Origin of the sequence: Reyranella sp. (assembly GCF_050185545.1) — a bacterium.
Classification (GTDB): domain Bacteria; phylum Pseudomonadota; class Alphaproteobacteria; order Reyranellales; family Reyranellaceae; genus Reyranella.
The window spans coordinates 1-7003 of record NZ_JBFWZI010000282.1; the positions used below are offsets into that span (position 1 = coordinate 1).

The window sequence follows — 7003 nt, forward strand, 5'->3', positions numbered from 1 at the left end:
TCGTCGCGATGGACGATGGCGAGCGCGAGCCCCGGCACTGCGCGCTTGTCCACGATCTGTCGCGCGAACTCCCTGAGCTTCGGCAGCGCCGCTGCGATCTTCTCCCTGGTTGCAGCCTGCTGTGCAAGCGCCGGCAGCGGCGCGAGCAGCGATGCGGCGCCGGCGAGCAAGGTCCGCCGGAACAGAAAACGCTCCCGGTGAGACGTCATGGGACCTTTTCGACCTTGGCGTTGGACTGTCATCGATCGATCGTACGGCCGCTATGGGGCGACCCCAAGGCACGTGTGACGGCAGTCGAGGCCAAGGCAACTCATCGACTGGCTGACCGCAGGCGCGGCGCCCGAGGCTGGTCGAGCGGCAGCGAGGACCTGAAGCATGCCGGTGCGCTCCCTCCCTTCGGCTTCGCTCGGCACAGGCGGTCCACATGGGGATACGCGACATTTGTCATCTCGAGGATCGGAGATGACCTAGTCGGCGTAAGCGATCGCCTGCTGCGTGCTCAGGAACTTCTCGCGCAGATGGCCGCCGGAGGTGGTTGGCGGATATCTCGGCGGGTTGGCGTCGGTGGCGCATCCCGGCAGGCAGGACACCACGGCGTCGTAGTTGGGATTGTGGAAGAAGACGAGAGACTGGCGGCGGCTCTCGGCGGCGCGGTCCGGTGGCGGATTGACGACGCGATGCAGGGTCGAGACCCATCGGTCGTTGGTCCACCGCGCCATCATGTCGCCGATGTTGACGACGAAGCAGCCGGGACGGTGCGGCACGTCGAGCCATTCGCCGTTCCTGCCCTGCACCTGAAGGCCGCCGGGCCGGTCCTCGGTCTTCAGGATGGTCAGGCTGCCGTAGTCGCTGTGCGCGCCGGCGCGCAGCTGACCCGGGGCCGGCGCCTCCCGCGGCGCGGGATAGTTGCGCACGCGCAGGCGGCTGATGTGGCGATCGATGCTGCCGGCGAAATGGTCCTGCGGCAGGTCGAGGGCCAGTGCGAAGAGCTGCATCAGATCTGCCGCCAGGCCGGACATCACCCGGAAGTAGCGCTCGTAGGCCGGGCGCAGGCCGGCCGGCTGCTCCGGCCACAGGTTCGGGGCGAAATGGCGGCCCGCCGCCGGTGCGGTGTAGTAAGGCGTGTCGGCGACATCGAGCGGGCCGATCATCAGGCTCTCGTTCAGATCGCCTTCGGCGCTGCCGCCGCGGCTGCGCACCAGGACCTCGGCCTTGAAGGGGATGTAGCCGCGAGTCACGTCCGGCGCGGGCCGCACGATGCGCATCTTCTCGTCGAGCGGCAGATCGAAGAAGGCCCGGCTGGTTGCCTCGACGGCGGCGATCAGGTCGGCGTCGACGCCGTGGCCCGAAATCACCATGAAGCCGATCTCCCGGCAGGTCCGGTCGACCTCGGCGGCAAGGGCCAGCTTGGCGCCGCTGTCTCCCTGGCGAAAGGGCGAGATGTCGAGGACAGGAACCGCGGCCAAGGCCATTGCGAGCGCTCCCCGGTAATCGGCGCGATGGCCGCAGCAAGCCATGTGCCAAGGCACGCTGTTTGCTCGGGAGTTCCCAGTCGCGGGAGGGCACTCGCATCTGACAGAGAAATTTCGTCATCCCGACCGGAGCCGAGCGCAGCGAGGCGTAGTGGAGGGACCTTTCTTGCTGCCGCATCGGCCAAGAAAGGTCGCTCGCGTGCGCCGCCCTTCGACTGCGCTCAGGACAGGCCCTTTGGGCAGCTTCGCTCGGGTGACGGAGGAACTGGCATATGCGAATGCCCCGCCTGTCGCGGGAGGCCGTCATGACCGAAGCCGACTTCATGCGCCATGCCATCGAGCTCAGTCGCCGCAAGATGCAGGAGATCGGCGCGGCGCCCTTTGCCGCCGTCATCGTCAAGGACGGCACGATCGTCGGCGAGGGATGCAACACGGTGCTGCTCGACCACGATCCCACCCTGCATGGCGAGGTCGCGGCCATTCGTGACGCATGCCGGCGCCTCGGCACGTTCGACCTGTCGGGCTGCGACATCTACACCAGCTGCGAGCCCTGCGAGATGTGCGTCGCCGCCATCTGGTGGGCCCGCATCGACCGCGTCTTCTACGCCAATGCGCTGGCCGATACGGCCGGCATGATGCCGATCGACGGTCTCGGCCATGACGTCCGCCAGCCGATCGGCCAGCGCTCGATCCCGGCCCGCCAGCTCATGGCAGACGAAGCCTATGCCGTCATCAAGGAATGGGTGGACAGTGGTCAGTCGGCCGCCCTGATGAGCCGCCCGCGGCGCTGATCATCCTCGACGTCGACCCCAGGGAAAGCAGCAACCATGTCCATCCTCATCCGCCAGGCCAGCATCATCGCCATGGACAAGCAGCACGGCAGCACGCCGTTCGTCGGCGACATCCTCGTCGAGGCGGATCGCATCCGGGCGATCGGCCCGGATCTCGGCCCGCCGGTTGCCGATACCGTGATCGACGGCCGGGACCGGCTGGTCATGCCGGGCCTGGTGAACGGGCACCTGCATTCCGGCGAGGCACTGTTCAAGGGCCGCTACGACAACATGCCGCTCGAGCTGTGGATGCTCTACTGCTACCCGATCCTGGGCGGCCAGCCGCCGGGCGACCGCCTGATCTATCTACGGTCGATGGTGGTGGCCATGGAATCGCTGAAGAACGGCGTGACCACCGTCGTCGACGATGTCTACGAGCTCGGCGGCCAGTCGATGGACCAGCTGGCGCAGGTCTTCCAGGCCTATGACGACGCCGGCATGCGGGCCAACGTCTCCGGGCACATCATGGATCGGCCGTTCCTCGACACGATCCCGTTCGCCCACGAGATGCTGCCGGCCGATCTGCGCGCGAAAGCGGGCGCGCTGGCCACGCCGGGCATGGGCGACTACCTCGACTTCTGCAGGTCGGCGGCGGCCCGCTTCAACGACCGATCGGGCCGGCTGCGCTTCATGATCGCGCCGTCGGCGCCACAGCGCTGCACCGAGCCGCTGATGCTGGCGGCGGACGCGCTGGCACGCTCGATCGGCTCGCCGTTCCACACTCATATCCTGGAAACCAAGACCCAGGCGGTGACCGGCCCCGAGTTCCACGGCAAGACGCTGATCCGCTACATGCACGATCTCGGCCTGTTGCATTCGGGCACCACGATCGCCCATTCGATCTGGGTGACCGACGACGATATCGCGCTGATGGGGGATGCCGGCTGCTCGATCGTGCACAACGTCATCTCCAACCAGAAGCTCGGCGCCGGCATCGCGCCCATGCGCAAGCTCCTGGATGCGGGCGTCAATGTCGCCCTGGGATCGGACGGCATCTGCAGCAACGACACGCCGCGGATGTTCGACGTGATGCACGCGGCCGGCCTGCTGCACTCCGTCAGCTCACCTGACTACGATACCTGGGTCGCCGCCTCCGAGGTGCTGGAATGCGCGACCATCAAGGGGGCGAAGAGCGCGCTGCTCGGTCACGAGACAGGCTCCCTCGAGGCCGGCAAGAAGGCTGACCTGGTGATCCTCGATCTCAATACCGCACCGTTCACGCCGCTGAACGACCTGCGCAACCATCTGGTCTATTGCGAGAACGGCAGCTCGATCGAAAGCGTGATGGTGAACGGTGAGATCGTGGTCGAGGACGGCAAGCTGGTCCGCGTGAACGAGGGTGAGCTCCTGGCGGAGTTGCGCGAGGCCTGGGCCGCCTATCGTCCGGCGCACGCCGCCACCGAGGCGGAGAACGCGGTCTTCCATCCCTATTTTGCCGCCATCCACAAGCGCTGCACCAGCATGGATGTCGGGATCAACCGCTATGGCAGCGACATGCCGGCCTGGAAGGGCCACAACCGGCGCGCCAGCTGACGGCTTGCCCGCCGTGCCGATGACTCGAGGGATGTTCAAAGAGCCAGGGCGCTTGCCGGCGTGCCAACTGACGGCTTGCCGCCACGCCGATGACTCAGGCGGCGGCCGATCTGTAGCGCGAGAACAGGATCGGGAACAGCAGCAGCTCGACGCCGATCAGGGACAGCACCGACAGCCCGAACACGATGCTGCCCACGGCATTCAGCGACGGATCGACCGAACCGACGATGTAGGCATAGACCGCCACGGGCAGGGTCTGCTCGAAGCCGGAGACGAACCAGGCGATGATGAACTCGTCGAACGAGAAGGTGAAGGCGAGCAGCCAGCCGCCGGCGATCCCCGGCAGGGTGAACGGCAGCACGACCTTGTAGAGCGTCTGCAGATCGGTGGCGCCGAGATCCCAGGCCGCTTCCTCGAGTGAGGCGGGCATCTGGCCGAGCCTGAGCTGGATCACCGCCATGGCCGGCGCCGTCACGATGACCACGTGGGTCAGGATCACACTCAGCAGCTGACCCTGCAGGCCGATCCGCGACAGCAGGCCGAGGAAGGCGACACCGAGGATCAGCGGCGGAATCAGGACGGGAAGAACCAGCAGGACGGAGAAGGCGCCCTGGCCGCGGAAGCGAAAACGGTGGATCGCATAGGCAGCGAGGAATCCCAGGATGCAGCCGCCCGTCGCCGCCAGCGGCGAGACGATCAGGCTGTTGCGCAAAGCCTCCAGCAGTGTTCCGTCGCTGAACAGCTTGCCGTACCATTGCAGGGTCCAGCCCTGCCCCGGGATGCTGGCGAACTGACCCTTCTGGAAGGAGAACACGATCATGGTGGCGATCGGCAGCACCAGGAAGAGGTAGCCGATCGCCATGTACAGGCGGCCGGCGACGCGCCACCCGCGGCCGTCGGCGGCAAGCGGATCGGGCTGGACGACGGACGCCATCTCAGGTCACGTCGGGCTTGTTGCGCTCGGCCAGCGCGGCGCCGGCGGCCAGCATCAGGATCATGACCAGCACCAGGATCATCGCCAGTGCCGAGGTCCGCGGCAGGTTGGTCGAGCTCGCGTATTCGCTCATAATCATGTTCGAGAACAGCGGCACCGAGCCCAGGATCGAGGCGCCGGCGCCGCCGCCCAGCAGGGCGCCGGCCAGCACGTCGCCAAAGCTCACAATCGCGGCGAAGCTCGTGCTGACCACCAACCCGGTTCGGCTCATCGGAAGGATGACGCGGCGGAAGGCCTGCCAGCGCGTGGCGCCGAGATCGCGCGCCGCCTGGATCAGGTCGCGATCGATGTTGGCCACGGTGACGTAGAGCACCACGATCAGGATTGGCGCCAGGTAGTGGATCAGGCCGATCCGGGTCGCCGTCTGGGTGTAGATCAGGCTGAACTGGAGATTCTCCAGCCCGGCCCAGGCAAGGCCGGAATTGATGATGCCCTTGTTGGCCAGCAGGATCTGCCAGGAGAACAGCCGCAGGACATAGCTGCTCCAAAAAGGGGCAACCGCCAGCATGAGAAGCAGGCGATGGCGGGACTGCGGCGCCAGGTAGACGATCGCCAGCACCATCGGATAGCAGACCAGCACGGCCAGGACCGCCGTGGTGAGGGACACCCAGAGTGACTGCGCGATGGCGAGCGCATAGTTCGACTTGGCGAACATGTGCTGGGCGATGTCGAGGTAGTTCTCCAGCGAGAACGCCGGGACGACCTGGAAGTCCTCGACCAGCCAGAAGCCGAGCACGATGAGGAATGCCAGTGGCGCCAGGAAGAAGGCGGCCGAATAGAGCAGCGGCAGCCCGATGCCCAGGATCTTCATGGGGCTTGCGCCCGGGATGGAGCTGCCGCCCGGGATCGAGCTGCCGCCCGGGCTTGCCGCCGTCTCGGGGGCGGTATCCGGCATTGCCCTGTCGGCGATTGACGCGACCACGGTCAGGCTCCTACAGCCACGTACGACCGGCCACCCGGGATGTTCTCGACACCCGGCACGATCGTGGGCCGCAGCACGACGGTGTCGGTGGGTGACCAGTAGAGCTGCATGGTCGTGTTGATGCCGGCCCGCTCGGTCTGGCTGAACGGTTCCTGCGCCACCATCTTGACCTCGACGCCCGCAACGGTTTCGAGATGGTAGATCACCTGGGAGCCGGTGAACTCCCGCCCCGACAGGACGGCCCTCAGGCTGTTCTCGGCTGCGGCGCCCGCCGGCCTGCTCCTGACCTTGTCTGCCTGGACCACGAGAGAGACGGTGGAGCCCTTGCCGGGTGGCCGCTCGCCCGCGGCGGCGCTGATGATGGTGTCGGCGCACTGCACCTTGATCAGGCCGCCTGCCACCTCGACGACCTTGCCGTCGAAGATGTTGTTGCTGCCGACAAACTCGGCCACGAAGTGCGTCTTCGGCTTCGTGTAGATCTCCTCCGGCGGCCCGTACTGCTCGATCCGTCCCTTGTTCATCACCACCACGCGATCGGCCATGGAGAAGGCCTCGCTCTGATTGTGTGTGACGTAGAGGAAGGAAATTCCCAGCCGTTGCTGCAGGCGCTTCATCTCGCTCTGCATGCGGATGCGCAGATGCGCGTCGAGCGCGCTCAGCGGCTCGTCGAGCAGCAGGATCTCCGGCTCGGTGACGAGCGCGCGCGCAATGGCGACACGTTGCTTCTGCCCGCCGGACAGCTGGCCGATGCGGCGGTCGAGGAACGGGCCGAGCTGGACCAGCTCGGCGATCTCCTCGACCCTGGCCTTGACGGCTGCCTTGTCGTGACGGCCGAGCGTGAGGCCGAAGGCGATGTTCCGGCGCACGTCGAGATGGGGGAACAGCGCGAAGTTCTGCCAGACCAGGCGGGTGCTGCGCTTGTGCACGGGCAGCGCCGAGATGTCCTGCCCGCGCAGCAGGAGCTGGCCGCTCGACATCGATTCGAGGCCGGCGACGATGCGCAGCAGCGTGGTCTTGCCGCAGCCGCTCGGCCCCATGATGGCGACGAACTCGCCGCGCTCGATGGCAAGATCGACACGCTCGAGGGCGACAAAGTCGCCGAAGCTCTTGGCGATGCCGCGAAGCTCGAGATCGACCTGCGGCGAGGACCTGTCGGGGACCGCATTCATGCGGATATCGGCACTGGGCACGGCGGTGGATGCCGAGAAGCACCCGTCATAGGTGCTGACTTACAAAGGAACCTCACCCTGAG

General features: G+C 66.7%; 6 protein-coding genes and 1 pseudogene. 2 read left to right on the top strand and 5 right to left on the bottom strand.

Translation table 11 applies throughout. From position 1 onward, the window contains the following. Together AB7O82_RS36035 and AB7O82_RS36040 are read right to left on the bottom strand one after the other, a co-directional pair. Positions 1-209 (bottom strand): annotated as a pseudogene (locus AB7O82_RS36035) (serine hydrolase); the annotation flags it as partial. Between the two features lie 258 nt (positions 210-467). Continuing rightward, positions 468-1472: an isopenicillin N synthase family dioxygenase gene (locus AB7O82_RS36040; RefSeq protein WP_428551024.1), complete on the bottom strand. Its 1005-nt coding sequence runs from the start codon at positions 1470-1472 to the stop codon at positions 468-470. Between the two features lie 305 nt (positions 1473-1777). On the opposite strand from AB7O82_RS36040, the gene AB7O82_RS36045 reads away from it, so the two are divergent. Together AB7O82_RS36045 and AB7O82_RS36050 are read left to right on the top strand one after the other, a co-directional pair. Then, complete coding sequence (locus AB7O82_RS36045; protein WP_428551026.1) at positions 1778-2263, top strand: nucleoside deaminase; 486 nt, start codon at positions 1778-1780, stop codon at positions 2261-2263. A 36-nt stretch (positions 2264-2299) separates the two neighbouring features. Further along, complete coding sequence (locus tag AB7O82_RS36050) at positions 2300-3835, top strand: amidohydrolase family protein (RefSeq protein ID WP_428551029.1); 1536 nt, start codon at positions 2300-2302, stop codon at positions 3833-3835. Positions 3836-3929: 94 nt separating this feature from the next. Here AB7O82_RS36050 and AB7O82_RS36055 read toward each other — a convergent pair whose 3' ends face one another. From AB7O82_RS36055 to AB7O82_RS36065, 3 genes are read right to left on the bottom strand one after another with little or no spacing between them, the layout of a single operon-like run. Continuing rightward, positions 3930-4769, bottom strand: a complete 840-nt coding sequence (locus tag AB7O82_RS36055; protein WP_428551032.1) for an ABC transporter permease — start codon at positions 4767-4769, stop codon at positions 3930-3932. A gap of 1 nt (position 4770) precedes the next feature. Continuing rightward, positions 4771-5751, bottom strand: coding sequence for an ABC transporter permease (locus AB7O82_RS36060; protein WP_428551035.1), 981 nt, complete (start codon positions 5749-5751; stop codon positions 4771-4773). Between the two features lie 2 nt (positions 5752-5753). Beyond that, positions 5754-6920, bottom strand: coding sequence for an ABC transporter ATP-binding protein (locus tag AB7O82_RS36065; RefSeq protein WP_428551038.1), 1167 nt, complete (start codon positions 6918-6920; stop codon positions 5754-5756). Positions 6921-7003: the final 83 nt, after the last annotated feature.

Bases quoted from the DNA above. Each gene is read 5' to 3' on its own strand.
- AB7O82_RS36040 (WP_428551024.1), bottom strand. From the start codon at position 1,472: ATGGCCTTGGCCGCGGTTCCTGTCCTCGACATCTCGCCCTTTCGCCAG.
- AB7O82_RS36045 (WP_428551026.1), top strand. From the start codon at position 1,778: ATGACCGAAGCCGACTTCATGCGCCATGCCATCGAGCTCAGTCGCCGC.
- AB7O82_RS36050 (WP_428551029.1), top strand. From the start codon at position 2,300: ATGTCCATCCTCATCCGCCAGGCCAGCATCATCGCCATGGACAAGCAG.
- AB7O82_RS36055 (WP_428551032.1), bottom strand. From the start codon at position 4,769: ATGGCGTCCGTCGTCCAGCCCGATCCGCTTGCCGCCGACGGCCGCGGG.
- AB7O82_RS36065 (WP_428551038.1), bottom strand. From the start codon at position 6,920: ATGAATGCGGTCCCCGACAGGTCCTCGCCGCAGGTCGATCTCGAGCTT.